The organism is Paenibacillus abyssi (assembly GCF_014640295.1).
Classification (GTDB): Bacteria; Bacillota; Bacilli; order Paenibacillales; family Paenibacillaceae; genus Paenibacillus_D; species Paenibacillus_D abyssi.
Genome location: NZ_BMGR01000001.1, coordinates 401,417 through 420,778 on the forward strand (window position 1 = coordinate 401,417; position 19,362 = coordinate 420,778).

General features: G+C 43.8%; 17 protein-coding genes, 1 pseudogene and 1 riboswitch. Of the genes and pseudogenes, 14 read left to right on the forward strand and 4 right to left on the reverse strand.

The annotated features are described in order from the left end of the window. Positions 1-19 precede the first annotated feature (19 nt). On the reverse strand, positions 20-1,918 hold the full coding sequence (gene shc, locus IEW11_RS02220) for a squalene--hopene cyclase (protein ID WP_188528589.1): 1,899 nt from the start codon (positions 1,916-1,918) through the stop codon (positions 20-22). A 250-nt stretch (positions 1,919-2,168) separates the two neighbouring features. Here shc and murG point away from each other — a divergent pair, with 250 nt between their 5' ends. Continuing rightward, positions 2,169-3,239, forward strand: coding sequence for an undecaprenyldiphospho-muramoylpentapeptide beta-N-acetylglucosaminyltransferase (murG, locus tag IEW11_RS02225; RefSeq protein WP_188528591.1), 1,071 nt, complete (start codon positions 2,169-2,171; stop codon positions 3,237-3,239). 127 nt (positions 3,240-3,366) lie between these two features. On the opposite strand, the gene IEW11_RS02230 is transcribed toward murG, so the two are convergent. Then, positions 3,367-4,353 (reverse strand): YpdA family putative bacillithiol disulfide reductase, encoded by a 987-nt coding sequence (locus tag IEW11_RS02230; RefSeq protein WP_188528593.1) that lies wholly within the window; start codon positions 4,351-4,353, stop codon positions 3,367-3,369. Between the two features lie 174 nt (positions 4,354-4,527). On the opposite strand from IEW11_RS02230, the gene IEW11_RS02235 reads away from it, so the two are divergent. From IEW11_RS02235 to IEW11_RS02290, 12 genes and pseudogenes are all read left to right on the forward strand, one after another. Then, on the forward strand, positions 4,528-5,058 hold the full coding sequence (locus IEW11_RS02235) for an ADP-heptose synthase (protein ID WP_188528595.1): 531 nt from the start codon (positions 4,528-4,530) through the stop codon (positions 5,056-5,058). Positions 5,059-5,145: 87 nt separating this feature from the next. Next, positions 5,146-5,682 (forward strand): annotated as a pseudogene (locus IEW11_RS02240) (transposase); the annotation flags it as partial. Between the two features lie 239 nt (positions 5,683-5,921). Next, positions 5,922-6,704: an ankyrin repeat domain-containing protein gene (locus IEW11_RS02245; protein ID WP_188528597.1), complete on the forward strand. Its 783-nt coding sequence runs from the start codon at positions 5,922-5,924 to the stop codon at positions 6,702-6,704. Positions 6,705-6,852: 148 nt separating this feature from the next. Next, the gene (locus IEW11_RS02250; protein WP_188528599.1) at positions 6,853-7,302 is read left to right on the forward strand and encodes a GNAT family N-acetyltransferase; all 450 of its coding nucleotides are present in this window, start codon (positions 6,853-6,855) and stop codon (positions 7,300-7,302) included. Positions 7,303-7,481: 179 nt separating this feature from the next. Beyond that, positions 7,482-7,907: a hypothetical protein gene (locus IEW11_RS02255; RefSeq protein WP_188528601.1), complete on the forward strand. Its 426-nt coding sequence runs from the start codon at positions 7,482-7,484 to the stop codon at positions 7,905-7,907. A 141-nt stretch (positions 7,908-8,048) separates the two neighbouring features. Next, positions 8,049-8,633, forward strand: a complete 585-nt coding sequence (locus IEW11_RS02260; RefSeq protein WP_188528603.1) for an HAD family hydrolase — start codon at positions 8,049-8,051, stop codon at positions 8,631-8,633. A gap of 282 nt (positions 8,634-8,915) precedes the next feature. Further along, positions 8,916-9,395: a class I SAM-dependent methyltransferase gene (locus IEW11_RS02265; RefSeq protein ID WP_229724911.1), complete on the forward strand. Its 480-nt coding sequence runs from the start codon at positions 8,916-8,918 to the stop codon at positions 9,393-9,395. A 489-nt stretch (positions 9,396-9,884) separates the two neighbouring features. Next, a complete protein-coding gene (locus tag IEW11_RS02270; protein ID WP_229724912.1) occupies positions 9,885-10,847 on the forward strand; it encodes an AAA family ATPase in 963 nt (320 codons plus the stop codon). A gap of 11 nt (positions 10,848-10,858) precedes the next feature. Continuing rightward, on the forward strand, positions 10,859-11,989 hold the full coding sequence (locus IEW11_RS02275; RefSeq protein ID WP_188528605.1) for a DUF58 domain-containing protein: 1,131 nt from the start codon (positions 10,859-10,861) through the stop codon (positions 11,987-11,989). Next, a complete protein-coding gene (locus IEW11_RS02280; RefSeq protein WP_188528607.1) occupies positions 11,986-13,296 on the forward strand; it encodes a DUF4129 domain-containing protein in 1,311 nt (436 codons plus the stop codon). Before IEW11_RS02275 ends, IEW11_RS02280 begins: the two co-directional genes overlap by 4 nt. A 223-nt stretch (positions 13,297-13,519) precedes the next feature. Next, the gene (gene wrbA, locus IEW11_RS02285; protein WP_188528608.1) at positions 13,520-14,119 is read left to right on the forward strand and encodes an NAD(P)H:quinone oxidoreductase; all 600 of its coding nucleotides are present in this window, start codon (positions 13,520-13,522) and stop codon (positions 14,117-14,119) included. Positions 14,120-14,320: 201 nt separating this feature from the next. Further along, the gene (locus IEW11_RS02290) at positions 14,321-16,534 is read left to right on the forward strand and encodes an alpha/beta hydrolase family protein (RefSeq protein WP_188528611.1); all 2,214 of its coding nucleotides are present in this window, start codon (positions 14,321-14,323) and stop codon (positions 16,532-16,534) included. Positions 16,535-16,568: 34 nt separating this feature from the next. Here IEW11_RS02290 and xerS read toward each other — a convergent pair whose 3' ends face one another. Both xerS and IEW11_RS02300 read right to left on the reverse strand, forming a co-directional pair. Continuing rightward, entirely contained in the window at positions 16,569-17,651 is a 1,083-nt protein-coding gene (gene xerS, locus IEW11_RS02295) for a tyrosine recombinase XerS (protein WP_188528613.1), read from the reverse strand. A gap of 119 nt (positions 17,652-17,770) precedes the next feature. Next, positions 17,771-18,019 carry a hypothetical protein gene (locus IEW11_RS02300; protein ID WP_188528615.1) on the reverse strand — a complete coding sequence of 83 codons (249 nt, stop codon included), beginning with the start codon at positions 18,017-18,019 and terminating at the stop codon, positions 17,771-17,773. Positions 18,020-18,090: 71 nt separating this feature from the next. Continuing rightward, a riboswitch (cyclic di-GMP riboswitch) is annotated at positions 18,091-18,179 on the reverse strand. Between the two features lie 256 nt (positions 18,180-18,435). Here IEW11_RS02300 and IEW11_RS02305 point away from each other — a divergent pair. Beyond that, a complete protein-coding gene (locus tag IEW11_RS02305; RefSeq protein ID WP_188528617.1) occupies positions 18,436-19,278 on the forward strand; it encodes a pirin family protein in 843 nt (280 codons plus the stop codon). The last annotated feature ends 84 nt before the right edge of the window (positions 19,279-19,362 follow it).

Consider the following 19,362-nt stretch of genomic DNA (forward strand, 5'->3'; position numbering starts at 1 on the left):
CATCGTCAGGGTATGGCCGCTAGGAATACTTACCATATTTCTTATTGTAATGGCTTAGTGTAAGGAGCGGCCAGATATAACGATAACTGTGATAATGGGAGTAAAAATGACCCGGCAGACCCGCTCCGGTAGGATAAATCGTCGTCCAATCGTCTTCGTAAAGCTGTGTAATTAACCTTTGAACGCCTTTATCCAGTTCTGGAGTCGGCTTGTGATGAACGGCAATTAATGCATCCAGAGCCCATGCGGTTTGGGAGGGGGTGCTCGCGCCAAGCGGAACGTATCGCATTAGCTGATCGCTTCGGCATGATTCACCCCAGCCGCCATCCGGGTTCTGAATGCTTAAGAGCCAGTGTGCGCCTTTTTGGATAGCAGTGTGCTGGCCGTCCACGCCTACAGCTTGCAATCCGGTTAGTGCTGCCCATGTGCCGTAAATATAGCAAATCCCCCAACGACCGTACCAGGAGCCGTCCTCCTCCTGATAACGGGTCAGCCAATCCACCCCGCGTCGGATAAAAGTATGCTTTATGCCAAGTCCTGCCTCATTTCCAAGATACTCTAATGTTCGCCCGGTCAAATCTGCCGTAGATGGATCCGTGGCGGCTGCCTTGGCTCCGTCGATCGGAAGCCAGGTGAGCAGTTCCTTGTCCGTATTCCGCTCAAACGCCGGCCATCCGCCATCGTTATTTTGCATCGATAGAATCCAATTTAATCCGCGGTTCCAAGCATTCCTGTAGGCTGGTTCAAGGGCGATTCGCCGCTTGATGGCTCTTAGTGCTGCCGTCGTATCGTCTACATCCGGATTCATGGTATTCGATTGTGAAAACCCCCAGCCTCCAGGTACGGGATTGGGGTTATGGACACACCAATCTCCCAATTTTAGTTGCTGGTTAGCGAGTAAAAAGGCTGTGGATTTTTGGATAGCGGGATATTCTGGGTTAACTCCAGCCTCCTGGAGCGCGTGTGACAACAAAGCGGTATCCCAAATGGTAGATGGAGAGTTTTGTAGAAACAGATGCCCATTTCCGCTGCATAACATGGAAGATAAACCACGAACTGCCCGGGTAATAATCGGATGCCGTTTATCGTAACCAAGAGCGAGCAGAGCGAAGATCATTAAGAACGTGCAGGTTGCGTAGCTGTAGAGCGTGCCATCGGACTCGATCCTATTAAGCATGTATTGCTCCGCCTTTTTCACGGCAAGCTCATGGAGCTGCCTTGGGAGACCAACGAGATGTTGTATCCCTGTTTTGATTTCGCCCAGTAAAGCACCGAAGCCGCGGTATGCCCGGATAGAGAAATCAGGATCGGCATTTGCGCGGTTAACCATCAGATCGGACAAGTCAGGGGTAACGTCCGTTGTGATGGAGAATCTTTGGTCTGCCAAAAGCAGCACGGGGGCAAAATGTACTCTGGCAAATCCGGAAAAATCAAAAAAATTGATCGCGCTGGAAGAAGGCAGCAGTAAAAATTCAAGTGGAATCATTAAAGAAGCCGGCCAGCGATATTGGCCTGTAGCAGCCAGTATAACTTTTGTTAATACACCTTGAATGTTTTGAAGTCCTCCTTTTGAACGGATGAAATGTTTTGCTTTCCTCATCGGTGATTCCGTCACTTCGCTATATCCAGAAAACAGCAGCGCATAATAGGCTTCTACTGTGACCGATAGGTTTCCCTCATCATCATCATACAATTTCCATGCTCCATTAGAATGCTGTTTGGCTAGGATCCGATCATGCAACTGTCGGATCAATGCTTCGTCATTGAACTGCAAGGTTCTTAGGATGATAATCATGTAGGCATCTGTCGATAGCGTATTTTCAAAGCAGAAGCGCCATGCTCCGTCTTTTGATTGCCGGTTCAAAAGCTGCTCCGTAAGACGATGGATTTCTCTGTTTACTGTGTCCTTGGTGTTCATTGTTACCGACCCTCCTTATATAGGAATGAGTGTTCCCGTCCGCTCAATCCATGCATGATTCCAAATATATGAACAGATGAAGCGGGAATATACTCTCTAGCCCGTATTCACGGATGTATTGAGCCATTCATTGGTGTGGAAATCAGCTGGTAAAGTAAAAATGGGTTAGGCCGTGTACTTTATTAGATATTATTCAGTATAATAAAGAATGATCGTAACAACATTGAAAAGGGTCGATAGGTGGAGCTTAATGAACAAAATAATGTTTACCGGTGGAGGTTCAGCCGGCCATGTCACTGTCAATCTGGCATTAATTCCTCATTTTGTGGAAGCGGGTTGGTCTGTAGACTATATTGGTTCGGAAAATGGCATTGAAAAGCAATTAGTATCTTCACTCTCTAATGTGAATTATTTCGGAATTTCGACTGGAAAGCTGCGAAGGTATTTCGATTGGCAAAATGTGAAGGATCCCTTTAAAGTTGTCAAAGGGGTTTTTCAAGCCTATCGTCATATCAAAGTTCTGAAGCCTAACGTTCTGTTTTCCAAAGGCGGGTTTGTTTCCGTGCCTGTTGTGCTAGGGGCTTGGCTGAATAAGGTGCCTGTCATCATTCACGAATCCGATATTACGCCAGGCTTAGCCAATCGGATCTCGATTCCTTTTGCCGCCAAAATTTGCACAACCTTTCCGGAAACCGCAAAGCATTTGCAGACGGGTAAGACGGAGTATGTAGGTGCCGTTATTAGAGAGGAATTAAAGCATGGCAATGCGGATAAGGGCAGAGCCTTCTGCCGATTCACGGAGAACAAACCGGTGCTGCTGATCATGGGCGGCAGCCTTGGATCGCGAAGGATCAATGAAACGGTGCGTAGAGCTTTAGATAAGCTCACAGAAACATTTCAAGTGGTGCATCTTTGCGGGAAAGGCCAACTGGATTCCTCGATCCAAAATGATAACTACAGACAATACGAGTTCATCAACGAGCAGTTGCCAGACATACTGGAAATGTCTGACGTTATCATCTCGCGGGCAGGATCGAACTCCATCTTTGAGTTTTTATATCTGCGCAAACCAATGCTGCTGATTCCTCTCACAAAAGAACAGAGCAGAGGCGACCAAATACTAAACGCCCGTTCATTTGAAGCTTTGGGCTTTTGCGAAGTTCTTTATGAAGAGAACCTTACTGAAGAAACCTTGCTGAACCAAGCTGCGCAGCTATATGAGCATCGCTTGACTTATGTACGCAAGATGACAGATTACGAGCAAAGGGATGCGTTAAACGCTGTCATTCAATTGATCGAACAGGCAGCTAAGGCGAATTAAGCTTTGGCGTATTCCACTCAAAACCGGCCTTGGGGACGGTAGCGAGTTCGATCCAAAATCGACGTAAAGAACCTCCAAGTCCTAAGCGGGATTGGAGGTTCTGTTCGTATATGGATACTTTATAAGCTTAATGAATTTTCGATTGCAAATGCTGGGCAATTTTACGGCCGTGGAAACGGCCGGTTTCGATAAAGATCTCGTTGGCTTCTCGCTTGGATGCGACAACGCCGGATAGGTAGATGCCCGGGACATTCGTTTCCATTGTTTCTTCGTTGAAGTACGGATAGCCCTCAGGTTCAATCGTTACGCCGATCCGCGTTAAAAATTCGCGATCCGGATGAAATCCGGTTAGCGCCAGCACAAAATCGTTGGAGATCATCTCTGTCCCGGAGTTGTGTTCGACCGTAACGGTACGAGGATCAATGCGAATGACGCGAGACTGAAAGCGTATCGCAATTCTGCCTTTTGCTACCAGGCTTTCAATGATCGGTCGTACCCATGGCTTAATGCTGGGGGAATACTCAGCTCCGCGATAGACGATCGTCACTTTTGCACCGACCCGTTCTAATTCAAGGGCTGCATCGATTGCAGAGTTGCTGCCGCCGATGATCACTACTTCCATGCCCGTGTAAGGGTGCGCTTCACGGAAGAAGTGGCTTACTTTGTCGCTGTCTTCTCCGGGAATGCCTAATAGATTGGGATGATCGAAATACCCTGTTGCGATGACGACATAGTTTGCCGAATATTGAAGCTGTTCCCCGAATCGATCTTCACTAACAAGCTGGAATCCGTTATCAGATTTTATGATGTCGATAACTGTTTCATAGGGATTGATACGTACCTCTCTGCGCAGCGCGATGCTGCGGTAGTAATTTAACGCTTCAAGCCTGGACGGTTTATCATGAGCGGTCGTAAAGGGAACGCCGCCGATTTCAAGCAGCTCGGGCGTGCTGAAAAATTGCATATAAACAGGATATTGCGAGATCGAATGAACGACATTCCGTTTTTCAATCATCAGCGGATTGACGCCGATCGACTGAAGCTCAAGTGCTGACGACAAACCGCATGGGCCTGCTCCGATAATGATGATTTCCTCTTTAGACTGTTGACGCATTTCTTGCTCCTCCTCTATGCAGCGGCCTGCTCAATAAACATATTGTACCTTGACCTGCGGCCTCAAGCAATTTTACTTCATGATTAGTGCAGGCGCTGGGTATGGCTTGGTATCGTTCTTTGTCGTAATAAGGTATAATAAGCTGGAACTGTTACCGATGAGGGGGAAGATGGAATGCGCCGGCGCTTTGTCATAGAAGCGGTGATGGTGGCTACCTACGGACATTTGATGGTGCCAAGCCGTCCTGTCGAATATGTCATACCATATTCGACAATTACAGAGTTATACGATATGAAAGAAGGCGTCGAGCCGGTGATGGACGATCCCGGTGACGATGCGCATGTGAAAACAAAAATAGCCGAGTTGATCGAATTTTTTGAGGAACCGCTCAACCGCAAGAAGATCGAGCGCGCACTGCAAATGCCTTGGCGTGAAAGCCCGCCGTTACTGCTCGGGGAACATATATCGTTTACAATTGTACATGCGGTCGATAATGCTCACTATGGGGAATTTTTCGATCCGATAGAGACCGAATTGATCGTGACAGCGAGCAAATTGCAAATTCCGCTGTTGTCGGATCAAATCGAGCTTCAAGATCGCATCATAGAAGCTGAAGTACCTGTGCAGGTCTATGATATTGAGGATTTTGAGTTTGCGGTAGAAGAAGGGATTACATTGGCCGATTGGGAAGCTACAAGAGAGTAGCTTCTTTTTTTTGGCTAATGTTGATTTTTGAAAAATACGAACATTAGTTCTATAATAAAGGTAATCATTTGTTGGAGCTGATGCCCTTTGGATTTGAAAGAACTGATTGAACTTGCTAAGGGTTTAGACAATCGGGATAAGCAGCAGCTTATCCGCTTCTTGCAGTCAGAAACCAAAGTTGCAGCAGCCCCTACCCGAGTGATTGATGAAATTCAAGAGCAAAAGCATAAAGACGGACTGGTTTGGCCGCATTGCCATAGCCGTGCCGTCGTGCGTTTCGGGAAGTACACCATTTCTACACGCGCGGGAGCGGTAAAACGCCAGCGTTACCGTTGCAAGTCTTGCCTTCACACGTTCAATGATCTTACGAATACTCCTCTTCAGCGGACGCGGCGACCTCACCTGTGGGTTAGCTTTATCGAACTGATGATTGAAGGATTTTCGCTGCGTGAATGCGCCGAACTGATGTATGAAGAGGTTTCGTTTGTGACCCTGTTTTACTGGCGCCATAAGATTCTGGCTGCGCTTAAACAGGTTCCGACCGAATCATTCCAAGGAATAGTCGAAATGGACAAAACCTACTTCCTGGACTCGGAAAAGGGCAGACGGAACATTAGCGAGCGCATGGTTCCGCTATATCGACAGCAAGGAGTATGAGAACACAACGACGAATAAGAAAAACATGTTGGTGTCTTCATGCCTGTTTACTGTGAAGGATACGAACGCGCGACTTCGACGGATGGCTTACTGTTGAACTAACGGGCAGGATAACGTGGAATGGTCTTGAATAAAGTAAGTAACAAAAATCGACCAACCTCTACAAGGTGACCATTATTTTATCGGTAATATAAGGAGTGAAGCGCATGGACCCTCTTTTTGAAGCTATTAAAAATAATGATATTATAACATTCAAGCTTCTTTTATTATCGACGAGAGGTGATCTTACGGCCATAGACGAAAGTGGCAAAACTCCATTAATTTCAGCAGTAGTTATGGGTAACAAGCAGTTTGCACAAATACTAATGACCTTTGGAAGCGATATTAATAGATGCGATTTCTATGGTCGTTGCGCAATTCACTATGCTTGTCAGAATAATGATACTGAATTAGTTGAATTGTTAATTACTAGCGGAGCAACGTGTGATATAGCTGACAAAAATGGTAATACACCAATTACATATGCCTTATCTCAGTCAAGTGAGGATTCTAAAATTGTTCAGATTTTAATGAAAAAAAGTAGTGAGCGAATGGAACAGCTGCCACCATATATTTGGTGTCTTGTTGGCAACATTGTTGAAAAAAGATACTGCGGAGAAAAACGAGAAATTCGGAGAGGTACAAAAAAATTCACACCAAATACCAAGGTTTATTGTTTTCCTCCGTTATGGGGTGACGGATATGAAGAAATTCAGGTAATCGGAAGGCTAAAAAACAGAAAAAACCTCGGGGTAATTATTACCTCATCAAAATACATAAGAAACTGGAGATTGCAAAAAGTGTTCCAGTCATTTGTCGTTAAGACTATGCAAGAACGTGGTGGTTGGGATGCGACCGAACAATCAAAAAAAATGATTGAAAACATGCTAGTTTGGTTGCCGAGTAGAACAGTTGTCGTGAGTTCTGACCCAGATGAATCATTGAACTAACGGGATACGATAGCTCGCTCAATAAATGAACACGATGAGGCTGCCCCGAAACAATACGGCAACTTCGTTCCGCTAATGGGCAGTTTAATCTAGTACCGCTAACCATGAATAGTTCTTTATTGAAAATAATGCATATAGGGGTGTTACCATGGATAAAGAAGTAATTATCAGAACAATACACGAAAATGAATTACCCAAGTTATTAGAACTATATAAGCATTTGCACAAAGACGATCCAGAGCTTAATGTGGAGGATTTATGCTCTTTATGGCAACAAATTTACAATGATTCGAATATGCACTACATCGTAGCGGATAAAGATAACCAATTAGTGGCTTCTTGTGTTTTGGTCATTGTTCCGAATTTGACAAGACACGCCCGCCCTTATGGATTGATTGAAAACGTGGTTACCCATGTCGATTTTCGAAGAAAAGGTTACGGGTCAGTGGTCTTGAACAAAGCATTAGAGATTGCTTTTGAGCAAAATTGTTATAAGGTAATGCTGCTTACTGGTTCAAAAGAAGAAGGAACACTGTTATTCTATGAAAACGCTGGATTTAAGAAGGGGATTAAAACAGGCTTTATTGCTACCCCATAGACTTTTGTTTTTAACTAACGGGACACGATAGTTAAATAAAGGAAATTAACGAGGCTACCGCGAATAGGTACGGAAGCCTCGTTAAGCTAAAGGGCAGTTTAACGCAACTTCCCAAGGGATGGGAAGGTATCTCATGCTGTTATGCCCTTGATTCGCAGCTCGGTTTATAGGGGGACTCCATGAAAAAGGATTATGGCATCTTGGTGATTATAATGGCGACTTGTATAGCAATGACTATCGGTTGCTCGGATAAAGAAATTATAAAAGGTATAAACAGCTTAAGTGTAAGCGAAAAAATTGAGCCACTCTCAGGAAAGGAATCTGAGAAAAAGTTCAGTTATACCATAATTCTAAAAAATCAGTCTGCAACGGATTTTGAAATAGAATGGATAGAACCTGTTTTTCAGAGCGATATCCCAAAATCCATGGTAAATAAAGATTTGAGGCAATTTGTATCCAACAAGTTTAACAAGGATGAAGAGCTAATAATTGAAAACTCTTTTCAATTTACAATGGAAAAAGGATGGAGCTATCAGGTTGGCGAGAATATTTCGGGCTTAAATATAAAATTGAAAAATGGAGAGCTAATTTACATCGACATTTAAGTACATTACGCTAACGGGTAACGTTAGTTAAATAAAGGAAACCAACGAGGCTGCCGCGAATATGTTCGGCAGCCTCGTTAAGCTAAATGGCAAGGAGAGTTGAACAGTCATTTTCAATACTTTGTGTGAGGTAGATAAACAATGAGTAAGAAAACCGACTTAGTTTTAGATATCGCTGGAGTTATAGCAACCAACTTTTCACCGATATTTTGGAAGGATTTATCTATAAAATTTAATGTCGCGTATGATGACCTTGTTAAGTTTAAAAAAGAACTCCGGATTGAGTTATGGACTGGGAAAATTAATGAACAAGATTTTTGGGCTAGACTGATCGAAAGGTTCCCTATGGTTGATGGAGGATATGCTGCAATTAAATTATTATCAGTAATTGAGCCTTTACCTGCCTTTGAAGAAGTCCCATTATGGAGTGAGTATGCCAATATTCATTTATTAAGCAATCATCGTATCGAATGGGTGAAACATATAATAAGCCCCATTGAGGAATACATATCAAGTATTACTATTTCTAGCGAAGTAGGATTTTGTAAGCCCCAAGTCGATATATACTTAATAGTTAATTCAAAATGTAAAAACAAAGATAATGTATTGTTAGTTGATGATCAAGAAAAAAATCTGATTGAAGCCCGAAATTTAGGTTGGAACACTTTACTTGCTGACGGAAAAGGTGAATGGACAAAAAATATCAGAGAACTGTTATTGAGCTAACGGGGAACGATAGCACAACATGATGAACAGCAGCCGATCCGCGGCTGCTGTTCAACGAAAGGGCAGGATAGCTTAAAGACAATTCGCGCTGAACCATACCATAATTAACGGCAAGAAGAGGAGGAAACTCGTGAAAGAATATTGGGATAAAAGATTTCTGAGTGAAGGACTAATCTGGGGGAAGAACCAAGTAAGACGGCGTTTCATGCGAAGGAATTATTTTTAAAGTTTGATATCAGATCAGTTTTAGTCCCAGGAGCAGGGTACGGAAGAAATACTAAATTGCTCTCTAATCATTTTGAAGTAGATGCGATCGAACTTTCTACTGAAGCAGTTTCTCTTGCACGTCAATGGGATGAAAAAAGCTGTTTCATTGAAGGTTCAATATTTAATTCATCAGTAACTAAGAAGCAATACGATGCTGTGTATTGCTATGACCTACTACACTTATTCACCAATTTAGATAGAGCCAAACTAATACTACGGTGTATTGAACAATTAGAACAGGCAGGTGTCTTTTACTTTACATGCTTTTCAGACGAGGATGCTTCTTTCGGTAAGGGAATGGAATTAGAGAAGAACACCTTTGAATATAAAAAAGGAAAGAGTGCACACTTCTTTAGCGATGACGATTTAAGAAAACATTTCAAGGAAACTCACATTGTTGAAACGGGGTTAGTAGAAGAAAACTTTGAATATTCGAATGGTGAAACGAGATCATATAAACTAAGGTACGTTTTTGGAAAGAGAGCTATGCCTTAAAAACTTGCCGTTATAGGCAGCATGGTGAACCGTATCACAGGAAATTCATAACGCTATCGGAGAACGATAGCTTAATAAACCGCCCTTTACAGGGCGGTTATATTTTTGGTGAAAATCAACATTGAGAATTAACATAGCCTTTTTTTGAAAATAATCTATTGCGAACTAGCGGTGTAGATGTTAATATCTGGATCGATTTCAAAATTAGCTTCCGGGAAGAAGAGAAGAACGCGGAGACAGGCTTTTTTATCGAAAAGAAGGAAAAAGAGGGAATAATATGTAATCTGTCGAAGTGGTAACAATCCCAATAATGCTGGTACAACTGGAGGTGTGAACATTGCAAGTCTTTTAATTAGCAGGATGGATTTATAAGGTGACTATTTAGAATCCATAATATATGTTATGTAAACTAATATACCGTAAATTAATTTGATATTAAAGATATTAATTATTAAAGACATTAAATAAAAGCGGAAAGGAGTGTTCGTATTGGAATTGAAAGAAATCAGAATGATGGCGGATCGAATTCGAGATAATGTAGGGAAAGTCATTGTCGGTAAAGATAATGTTATTGATATGATGTTAATCGCGCTCATGACCTCAGGACATATTTTGCTGGAGGATGTCCCAGGCACAGGCAAAACGCTGCTTGCCAAGGCCTTGGCAAAGTCCCTTCAATGTAATTTTAAGCGTATTCAATTCACACCTGATTTGCTCCCGTCGGATCTAAGCGGAATTCAATATTTCAATCAGAAGACTTCTGACTTTGAGTTTCGTGCGGGGCCTTTATTCACTAACGTGCTGCTGGCTGACGAGATCAATCGGGCCACACCCCGAACACAGTCCAGCTTGCTCGAATGCATGGAGGAATGTCAGGTCAGCGTGGATGGCGAAACAAGACAGCTTTCCCGTCCATTTCTTGTCATCGCAACGCAAAATCCGATTGATCAACAAGGGACCTTTCCGCTGCCTGAAGCTCAATTAGACCGTTTTCTGTTAAAAATTAAGATGGGATACCCTTCAATGGAAGAGGGGCTACATATTCTGAAGCGATTCAAGGCGGTTAATCCGTTAGATGAGTTAATGAACGTGGTTGGAATCCACGAGCTCGTCGATGCTCAAGCAAGCTACACGAATGTGTTTGTAAGCGATGACATTTTAACGTATGTATTACAGCTTGTCGAACGGACAAGAAACCATGAAGAAGTAGCAATCGGAGTTAGTCCTCGCGGAAGCCAAGCACTACTGCGCGCTGTTCAAGCTCATGCTGTGCTTCGGGGCAGGGATTATGCTTCGCCTGATGACGTGAAGGCAATGGCTCTTCCAGTGTTGGGCCACCGGATGATACCGAGCAGCTCACACCGGGCAAGACATCAGGCAGCCGAGCGAATTATTCATACGATATTGAATGAAGTTCCTGTGCCTTCCGAGGACAGCTTAATTGCCCGTTAGGAGGAGAAGGAATGGCGATTCATTGGTTCATTCTTATTGTTCTGCTTGTCATTATTGTACAAGGTCAAATCTATCAACGATGGGGACAGAAAAAGCTGAGTTACACTCGCAGCTTTAACGTGAAACGCTGTTCCCAAGACGATGAGATCGAAATGGTAGAGGAAATTTCCAATAAGAAGCTGCTGCCGCTGCCTTGGCTTCGAGTAGAGTCGCTGCTGCATGCCGGAATGCAGTTTCAGGCGCAGCATAATTTGGATATCAGCAATGGTGAGTTTGTACAGAATCATAAAAGCTTTTTCAGTCTGCTTCCCTTTACGAAGATCACTCGAAGGCATCGCGTGACTTGTATCAAGCGGGGAATTTATCGGATAAATTCCGTTTCGCTTACTTGTGGGGATGCATTCGGACTGATCAGGAATTCAAAGCGGCTCGAATTGGACGCGGAGCTTATAGTATATCCAAAGCTTATGTCGCTTGAAGAGCTTCAGCTGCCCTCCCAGAGCTGGCAGGGGGATATTACGGTAAAACGCTGGATTGTCGAGGATCCGTTTATGGTTGCTGGCGTAAGGGAATATCGTTATGGCGATTCCTTGAAAAGCGTAAACTGGAAAGCAACGGCAAGGACAGGCGAGCTTCAGGTTAATCAACGTGATTTCACAGCAGATCGGCGGCTGATGATTCTTCTGAATATTGAGGATCATGAAGGCATGTGGAACACAGTGAATGAAGTGGAGCGTGCGGAGAAAGGGATTGCTTATGCGGCGGCCCTCTCACAGGCTGCGATCTCACAAGGCATGGAGGCCGGCTTTGCAACGAACGCTTGTATGCTGGATAAGGCAAAAGCAAAAGTGCGTATCGAACCGCGTAGCGGAGAAGACCATCAAGCATATGTGTTGGAAACAATGGCGAGGCTTTTGATCGAGCCTTCTGTTGCGTTTCACGAGTTACTTGAGGAAGAAGCAATGGAATATGGTAGACGGTTCGATTATTGTATCATTACAGCGTTCGTTAGTGAAAAGATGCAGTTCCAGTTAGACCTGCTTGCTCAGAATGGACATAACGTGGATGTTATTTATCTCCATCATGATCAAACGGTGGCAGATAAGGCGAAACGTTCACGGAAAGGAGAATACAGCACATGAATAAAACGTTGTCCTCAGCAGGCGCTTCGATCGTAAAAGGGGCTGTAGAGCTGTTAATGTTCCTGCCGGCCGTTCTGGTCATCCTCGTTTATGTGATAGTAGAGCCTGTCAAATGGCTTTGGCTTGGTTCACTGCCTTTACTGTACGGTATCGGTTATGCGGGCAATGTTTTCTTCGGGTTAAACCGTTATATTAAAATACTGCTTTTTGCTGCTCCGCTCGCATTTGGTTATGTCTACCTGTTGTTTGACAGTCTAATGTCCTGGATACTGCTCGGAGTCATGTCCATGATCGCGCTGCAGCGCGGCGTTAAGATGAACGGAACGGTATGGCGGCAGCAATTCGGACTGCAAAATTATATCATCGGCTTGGTCGTTTATTTTGCCACATCGGTCATACTTCGGCTCGTTGACGGGTTTGAGCCTTATCTGCCATTGCTTACATGGTTCGGAATTGCGGCACTGTCTGTCACCTTGTACGTATTGAATACGCATAATATATATCAGGAAACCTTTTCCAACGTAGCAGCACCAGCAGTATCGTCCTCGGTGTGGTGGCATAACAGGCTGCAGATTGTTATGCTGCTTGCAATCGCTTTGGTGATTACGTTATTTCAGAAAATCGAACAGGGCTTGTTATGGCTGCGGGATAGGATCCGAGCATGGCTGCAGGGGATCGGTTCTGAGCCGGAAGAGCTTGTACAGCCTTCAGCTCAAGAGCAACTGCCTCCCCAGTTGCCGCAGATGGAACCGGCTGAACCGTCGAAGTTCATGATCTGGTTGGAGAAAATCGGGATGGTGCTCGTTTATCTGTTTCTAGCTGCGCTTGCTCTTGTTTTGCTGTATCAGATTGGAAAAAGGGCTCCCGTTCTATTCATGAAGCTGTATCGGGTCATAACAAGGCTATTTAATAAAGAAACGGAGCAACAGTCCAAAGAAGGTTTTGTCGATGAGGTCGAGACGTTATTTGAATTAAAAGGCTGGAAGGAAAGATTAGCGGATAAATTAGGCCAAAGAAGGATGAAAGCAAGATCGCAATGGTCGGATAACTTGTCCAACGAGGAAAAAGTTCGTTATCTGTACCGGCAGTGGTTAACCAGGTTGATAAAGAACGGGTATAAACGGAAAACGTATCATACGCCAAAAGAAACGATGCGGGAGATTGAACGGAGTAACAAGCAATACCAATCAACCTCAGGCGAGTTTCTCTCTCTCTACGAGCAGGCTCGCTATGGGCATAAAGACGTGTCGGATCAAGAGGTTCGATCCGTTAAAAAGTTCGTAGAAGAAGCCCGGCAAAATCAATAACGGCTGAACCATAATGGGGGGCGGCCATTTTTTTGTTGAGCAGCTTATGAAATAACATAAAATATATTATGTAAACTATTATTTTGAGAAATGTCATAGACAAAAGCAAATGATGAGTAATTAGTCGCAGCGGTGCTTTATATTAGTGAGTAATGGGTAACTATATAGGAACGCATCGTTCAGTCTTCAGGATACTGGTCTAAATTGAAGGAGGTAATTTGGCATGAGTACAGTAAATTTAACGATTATGTATTATAGCTCAACCGGTACGAATTACAAATTATCGAGAGCCGCGGAGGAAGGTGCCGCAGCAGCCGGGGCAGAGGTGAGATTGGTACGGGCTGCTGAACTTGCTCCTCAATCGGCGATTGACTCGAATCCGGCGTGGAAGGAACATCTGGAATCGACGAAGGATATTCCTGTTGCAACGTTAGACGATCTGGAATGGGCGGATGCGATTTTGTTTAGCGTACCGACCCGTTTTGGCAATATGCCGGCGCAAATGAAACAGTTTCTTGATACAACTGGCGGTTTGTGGAGCCAGGGGAAGCTGGCGAATAAAGCCGTATCCGCGATGACATCGGCCGGTAATCCGCATGGCGGGCAAGAATCGACGATTCTTTCACTGTATACGACTATGTATCATTGGGGGGCGATCGTTGTCACACCGGGTTATACGGATCCTTTGTTGTTCAAAGCCGGCGGTAATCCATACGGAACAAGCGCTACAGCAAATGACAGCGGTGAAATCGAACAAGACGTACTGGAAGCGGCTAAATATCAAGCGAAGCGACTTGTTGAGATCGCTGCAAAATTGAAATAGTAAGCAGTAATTAAGGCCGGATAGACTTCCATAAAGATGGAGTCCATCCGGTTCTTTATCATGTGTTCTCTTGGCAGTTATTTTAGTTAAATATGCAGGACACAAACATAAAATGTCGAATAAAGTAAAGGGCTTAAACGATATATCATCTACGATTCATCAAATACGGAATGGAATAGAATCGCGGGGTATGAATGGAACATGAATCAACTTAAAAAAAGGCTGCAGCAGCTGCCGGATTATGACTCTGCTATTTATGTATCGGGAATGATTGGATTCAATATCATCATCATGTTGTTATTTTTTGAGACCGGATGGAATATGCCAACAGGCTTTGGGCCAGCGGCTGACGCTCTGTTCATCCTGCTCATTTGTTTTGCCGGTAATGCATTGTTATTTCTTTTTGCGAATGTTGTATGCCTTGTACTGATATGGCTGCCGTTTCGAATGCCAAAGTTGCTGACAGGATTGGTAACCGGGGCAGTTCTTTTATTCTCAAAAGCATTCACTTATACCAATATGAACGTAAAGGGTGCTGCACTATTAACAGGCTTTATGCTGCTTTTTGGCATTGCTTCAGGCATATTCTGTTATTTGGCTTTTAGTAAGCAGCCTAAAACATTGCGCCGCAGAATGACAATCTCGATAAGTGGTTTGCTGCTGGGCGTTATGGTCTATTTCATAACTGGCGCTTATGGTCTGCACGATTCTTCCTCTAAGCCTGTTCAACAGATCGAACCGACTGCCATACAACAGGTTCAAGCTGAAAATCCCGCTTTAGCAGGACCCTATGAGGTACGGTATTTTACGTATGGCAGCGGAAAGGATCTTCGCAGAAAGGAATTCGCAGAAGAAGCGGAGCTCATTACCGCCCCGGTAGATGCGTCTGCTTTCATTACGAATTGGAATAAATGGAGAACCAGGTATTGGGGATTCGATCCCCAATCCTTTCCATTGAATGGCAGGGTGTGGCTCCCGCAAGGAGAAGGGCCGTTCCCAGTCGTTCTGATTGTGCATGGCAACCATACGATGGAGGATTTTTCTGATGAAGGTTACGGTTATCTGGGAGAACTTCTAGCGAGCCGCGGTTTTTTGACGGTATCAATTGATGAGAATTTCATTAATTATTCCACCTGGACAGGGATACCAAATGATGATTATCCTCTTCGCACATGGATTTTGCTGCAGCATTTGCAAGCTCTTGACCAAATTAGCCGTACTGCCGGCAATGTGCTGTTTGGAAAGGCTGATTTCGATAAAATCGCGTTAATCGGACATTCCCGTGGTGGACAAGCTGCAGCACTGGCAGCCGATTACGATACCTTTTATCGCGCGGCAGGGGAAGATGAAATGATGGCGAACATTCACTATCCGATTGATACGATCATTGCCATTGCTCCAACGGATCGGAAGCTTGAGGATAAATACGTGAAGCTTAATGATGTTAATTATCTCGTGTTGCACGGTTCCTATGATTCCGATGTCACTACCTTTGACGGTGATCGTCAATATGACCGTGTTTCATTCAGCGATTCCGGAGCTTCCCAATATATGAAGGCTTCCTTGTATATTGAGCATGCCAATCATGGCCAATTTAATACGACTTGGGGAAAGATGGATATTAAATTGCCGGCCCGCTTTTTATTTAACACACGGGACATGCTGCCCGAGGGAGAACAGCAGTTCATCGCCCAAACTTATATATCGGCTTTCCTGGAGTCCACACTTCATGAAGATAAACGGTATATTCCAATGTTCAAGGATTGGCAAAACGCCAAGCAGTGGTTGCCCGAAACCGGTTATTTGAGCCGTTTCAAGTCTTCAGATATGGTGAAAGTGGCAGATTTTGAAGAGGATAAGGAGAAAATAACGGCATCGATGAAAAGAGCAAGAATTGCAGGAACGCAGTTGAGAACATGGGAGGAACAGGAGAAGCGGAATCGCCATAATGTCAACCGGTTGAATCGAGCGGTCTTGTTGTCCTGGAATAACAACGCTGGCCGTTATTCGATTAGCCTTCCATCCCGGAGCTCTTCCGGCTTAAGTCATGCTTCAAGCATCGTGTTCTCGCTTGCCCATGATTCCGATGTGGCGCTCGAAAAACAGCTGGACTTTTCCATTCAGTTAACGACATCAGATGGGGTTACAGTGGCCTTGCCAATGCATAAAATCCGGCCCATACACCCCGTCTTTATGAGCCGTTACTTGAATGCAGGCCCATTGGCACCTTATGTAAAAAACGGTAGGCTCAAGACTTCAACCGAATCCGTCTTTCAAGATTACTTCATTCCGTTAAGCGAGTTCGTAACGTTGGATAAACGTTTTGACCCGAGCCGGCTTGATAAGATTGAATGGGTATTTGATCAAACAGCCACAGGAGCGGTCTTTTTGGATGATATTTATTTAGAAGAATAAGAAAAAGCCTGAGAAGGATCCTCAGGTTATTTTCTTATTCTTCTTTGAGCCGGTCGATGGCCTCGGCCATCGTTTTGTCGGTTAAGTGCGCGTAAATTTGTGTTGTTTCCGGCGATGCATGGCCGAGCTGCTCCTGGGTTTTGTATATATCGTTGCGTAAATAGTAATCAGTGGCAAATGAATGCCTCAGCTTATGTACGGACAAATAAGGCTTGCCGAATCGCTTTGCATATTTGATTACCATTTCTTGAATGGCGCGTTTGGTCATGCGGGAGCCCTCGTGCTTCCCGTTTGCGATCGCAAGGAACAGTGCTTTTTCCCGTTTTGGAGCCTTGTATTGCGAATCGCGTAATCGCATATACTCCGTGAGATCGTCAATGGCTTCCTGGCGGAAATAGACGGGTGTTTTGAAGGTGTCGTCATTCGCGCCTTTGCGGTACACATAAGCAAGCTTCTTCTTTACATCGATATCATCGATATTTAAGTTAACCACCTCGGAAACGCGCAGCCCCGAATTGAGGATAAGAATAATAATACAGGCATCTCGTACTTTGTTCAGCTCGTAGGCATAGATGGCTTGTTTGTTATTAGCCAGATCAATAGGATATTGCCGCTTAATGTAATCGATGAACTCGTAAATTTCTTCTTCCTGCAGCAGCTTTCCTTCCAGTTTTGCGGCGGTATCCTTAGGCTTATGCGTACGTTTGATCGTTACCTTGGCCATAACATTGCGCTTAAGAAGAGGATAATAGTTTTCATCCTCGGCAATTTGGCTTAAATAATGAAACAGCGAGCGCAGAGAGGACAGCTTGCGTGATATTGTAACTCTGCTGTTCGTATGATCTTTGAAGGTTGAGAGAAACATTTTATAATGATCAATGCTGTCCATATGCAGCTTTTCCAGCTCTTCCAGCTCTATTTCTTTCATCGTTTTGGATTGCGTCAAGCCTTCAGCTAACAACCATTGAAAGAATGTTTCATAATCTCTGATATATTCAAGCAGTGAGGATGGGGAGAGGTCAGGCATCTTATAGTTAATAAATTTTTCCACGAACCAGGGCATAGCCGGTATTCGCTTATCCAGATCTTGTCGGTCTTTCACTTTAATCACATTCATGTTTGTCTCACCTCAATATCAATATTGTAACAGCAATGATTGAGGACTGTAAATGAAAAATAGCCCTATAGAGAAGAGTCTATAGGACTTTATGCTTGTATTAAATCTTACTTAACAGATTAATATGTATAGTCTTTAAATGTTCTTAATACCCGAAGGGAAATAAACGATGAATTAGCTGGGTCTTTAGGTTTAAAAGTCATATTTAGAAAATCTGTAATATCGACATCAAATCCGGATTGTTTAAATGCATCCACATAATCGCCAATCGTCGGTTTTTTGCCGAGCTCAGAGTAGATTTCAAATCCTTTATTGGCTTTGCCATAACGATCGGTATATTCGACAGTGGAGTAATATCTTTCCTTCATTACATAGTGCCCCCTTTAAAATTAAAAAAATCCAACACCAAAAGATGAAGGATTTGATCGAATCCAACACTTTCGGTAACTCAGCCACCATAGAATCATACCATTCCTTAGGTCTGTAGTTTTGCGTACTTATCTTTCAATAAGGCTGCCTTTTTCGATTTGACGGAAAATATTCTTTAGGAAATCTTTATAGTCTTATAATACTACATAATTTGACCGAATTCTACTTTTTAGTTCAATCATACTATGAAAAAAATGTGAATTAGACATAATTTGCATAGAACGATAATTCGTTATGCCTATATTTATACGGGATAATTACACACAATTATATTTATAGCAACTTGTAATTAGTAAGTAAATGGACTATAATTTTACACAGAACATTACTTAATGGAACTAAGGAGGCCTTTACGATGAGCCAAGTTTATCAACGTTCGATTAAACGTACATGGACAGCGCATAAGAACCGCATTAGTCCGACACATCAAAACAGCCTCATCTTGGAGCCGGGATTCTGGGAAGAGTACGATCCATTCCTGATGCTCGCTGAGGACTGGTTTCAAAGGGGTTCGTTTGATGTTCATCCGCACCGCGGCATTGAAACCGTCACTTATGTGATGGAGGGAAAGCTGGAGCATTATGACAATACAACCAGTGGAAAGGATGAGCTGCTTCCTGGCGATGCGCAGTGGATGACTGCCGGTCGCGGCGTCATTCACAAAGAAGATCCGGCAATAGGTGAAACGGTTCACTCCTTACAATTATGGGTCAATTTACCTAGTGGTGAAAAAATGACTTCACCGCGCTACCAAAATCTTCGCAGCAGCGAAATGCCTGTTCGTAAAGAGGAAGGTGCGACGATTCGTATATTCTCCGGTTCTTCTGGGGACGTAAAGTCCGATACTAAAAATGTTGTGCCCATCACGATGGTAGAGATGACTGTGGGGCCGGGCGTAACCGTGAAGCAGGATCTGCCTGGCTCGTATAATGGCTTTCTCTATGTGTTGGAAGGCGAAGGATTATTCGGCAAGGAACAGACTAAAGCTGGTGAACGGCAAGGGCTATGGCTTGGATCCGCGGAGGACAGTGAATTAAGCGAAATAGCTGTGACTGCTGTTACACCTTTACGTGTATTATTGTATGCAGGCCAGCCTTTGCGAGAGCCTGTATTTGCCCGTGGACCGTTTGTGATGAACACCGAGGAACAAATCCGACAGGCTTATCAGGATTACAGAGATGGGAAGTTCACGCAGTAAAAAAGAGTATTAAAAAAAAAGAACCTGTGTCGTTACAAGGCCGCGTATGGCAGCTCTAACGATACAGGTTCTTTTTCTTTTTTA